Annotated in this window: 3 protein-coding genes; all 3 read right to left on the bottom strand. The window is 30.6% G+C overall.

Features of this window, described 5'->3' with window-relative positions:
- A partial coding sequence (locus tag KJ971_02590) for a nucleotide sugar dehydrogenase (protein MBU1144730.1) occupies positions 1–1103 on the bottom strand: 1103 nt, incomplete at its 3' end.
- 29 nt (positions 1104–1132) lie between these two features.
- On the bottom strand, positions 1133–2104 hold the full coding sequence (locus KJ971_02595) for a hypothetical protein (GenBank protein MBU1144731.1): 972 nt from the start codon (positions 2102–2104) through the stop codon (positions 1133–1135).
- Positions 2105–2262: 158 nt separating this feature from the next.
- Positions 2263–2784: hypothetical protein (locus KJ971_02600; GenBank protein MBU1144732.1), on the bottom strand; the 522-nt coding region annotated here is incomplete at its 5' end.

Raw genomic sequence — 2784 nt, forward strand, 5'->3', positions numbered from 1 at the left:
CTGGAAAACACTTTGTCTTTATATTTTTCCAATTCCTTTTCTACTCTGTTTGCTATCACTATATCCGAAAGCCTAAAAAGTTCTTCTAAATCGTTGACACTTGTACAACCAGCAATATTTACTTCGTTTTGATCATAAACAAACAATTCTACATTAGTCTTTTTCAATTCTTCTATCAATAAAATCGTTGCAGAATTCCTGTTACTTGAAACTCTAGATTTTGAAGCCAATTTATATATTCCAATCTTTCTATACCCTTTTCCAGACAAGAATTGAGCTATTTCAAATGTTCTATTTATATTAGATTTGTTAATATTCTCTATCAGTATGGAATCAATGCTATTTTTAACCTCCTCTGTATCTTTTGGTAGGCAGTAACCGCCAAACCCAAAGGAAGGATTATTATAATGTAAACCAATTCTCTCATCCAGTCCCATGCCATGAATCACCGTTTCAACATTGATTTGATTTTGCATCATATAAGTATCAAGCTCATTAAAAAATGCCACTCTCATCGCTAAATATGTATTCGAAAAGAGCTTAATACACTCCGCTTCTATATGATTTGTCAATATTATTTCTGGTTGATTCAGGATACATTCAGAATAAAGATTTTTAACTTCATTTACTTGCTGCAAATCTCCGCTTATAACTATTCTTGAAGGATAAAAGGAATCATAAACAGCTGTCCCTTCACGCTGGAATTCTGGTATGTAGATAAAATCACCAAATTTATCAATTATTAGCTTCGATGCACCTAATGGTAGAGTTGATTTTACAATTAGGATAGTCTCCTTATTCAGTTCCTTTAGACAATCAAGAATGACATCAATCGATAGTTTTCCATCATCCCCCAAATCTGTTGGTAATGCAATTATAACAAAATCAAATTTGTACCGAGATATTGTGTCAACTAGCTGAATGTTATTATAAATAATTGGGAATCTACCCAAATTTAGTTCGTTTAAGCAAGTAAAATCTAATTTTCTAATGGACTCTCTTTTCTTTTCATTTATATCAAATAGAAACACTTGATGTTTTGTGCTCATTAAAAGAGCATTGGAAAGTCCAACATATCCCGCTCCACATATCAATATTTTCATTTTTTCACCTCTTACTTTTACTTGAATCACTACATGCGACTACTTGTTCTTCTTCTAGGTCTTTGAATCACTGTTTTCGTTTTTTTGAAGTTATTTAAAGTATAAAGAAATAAAGGTATAAATGCTGATGTTACAATCCATTTAACAACTTCAAGAGTCTGCAAATACATCGTTCTTTCCAGTTCATTCATAAAACTGAAGTCAATATCTGTGAGATACAAAATTCCAAAGAAACAAGATGTGATAAAGATGAATAGCAATTGGTGTAATCGAATAATTCTATGCTTGTTAATGTCCTTTGTAAATATATTCTTGAACCTAATAAATAAAGCAAATATATTAGTAATAATCAGAGCATAGAATAACATTGGAATAACGATTGAAAGCAAGTTGTTGAGAACTATATTCCACTCAAATGGTATAACAATCATGCTACTCATATCCACTGGATAACCAAATGCAGCTAGAAAGACTAAAAGACTTAACATGGTAAATTGGATTGCATCCATAATCAAAACTCTTTGAGTCCTTTTTTTATCAACTTTGGCTAAATGAAACAACCATAACCCTAAAAGAAAATTTATAAACTTCATAACAAATAAGAATAATATGGCATATAATACACCAAAGTGAATTGCAATAAGAATTGTTCCCCATATGCTTGCGGTTGGAATGCCTATACACAATATAATTATTGCTATTACAAAACCTATTATAGTGAATTTACCAATCCATCTAAGTACAAATAGAACAGAATGCTTAATTATAAGTAAAAAACTATAAAATAAGGTTCTTTTCTTTTTTTCAATATCATCGATTTCTTCATTCAAATTGTCTACTAAATCTTCATTCTTGTTTTTAGAAGGAATTGCATCTTGTATTTTTTTAATGAAATCTCTAAAATTAAATACTTTGAAAGTATGTAAATAGAATATAATTCTGCCAATGAATAGAAGCAAAAAGTCTATCGAGAGCAATACTATCAACCCAATATTCAACATATTTTATCCCCCTCTAAATTCTATACAATAAAAAGTGCCTAACTATCCAACAAATATGAACCGATTGATACTTAAGAAATAAGATCATCTATACATAACATTTTAGCATAATTAGGCACTAAAAATCTAACATTATTTGATTTTGATGTTAACTTTGTTTAGTTTTCATCATTCTCATATTGGTCTTTTAATCCACAAATATTACAGATACAAAGGTATGCTGCATATTTCTTTGCTACTTTTTTAGAAGTTGCATAGGCGGTCTCTTCTATTACATGACTTCTAATGGTACATCTACATGACCATCTTGGTTCATCATTACTATCATAAACTTGATCTTCTGGCAGATAATATTCCGGTAATGAAACATATCCTTTTTGAGCTAATTCTTGAAGGGTGTTGATTGAGTTTTCTAGTGTTAATTCTTCTGGAAGTTCATCCAAAATTGTAAATAGTTCGTTATGTTCATCTAGGTCGTTATAAGCGAGTTCTGCTACATTGGCTCTTGCTTCAGCTTTATTACTTCCTTCAGCATGATAACGTAGCGATCCTCTTTTTGTCTTTAAAGTTACATAAGCTCTAAATCCGCCACTGTAAACTTCTTCAAATTCATACTCTGGAACTTCACCATTTTCTTTTTGATTCCACTGTTGAACTAATCCAACATAGTCATCGTCTTC

The organism is Bacillota bacterium (assembly GCA_018818595.1).
In the GTDB taxonomy this organism is placed as follows: Bacteria; Bacillota_I; Bacilli_A; order Izemoplasmatales; family Hujiaoplasmataceae; genus JAHIRM01.

Bases quoted from the DNA above. Each gene is read 5' to 3' on its own strand.
- KJ971_02595 (MBU1144731.1), bottom strand. From the start codon at position 2,104: ATGTTGAATATTGGGTTGATAGTATTGCTCTCGATAGACTTTTTGCTT.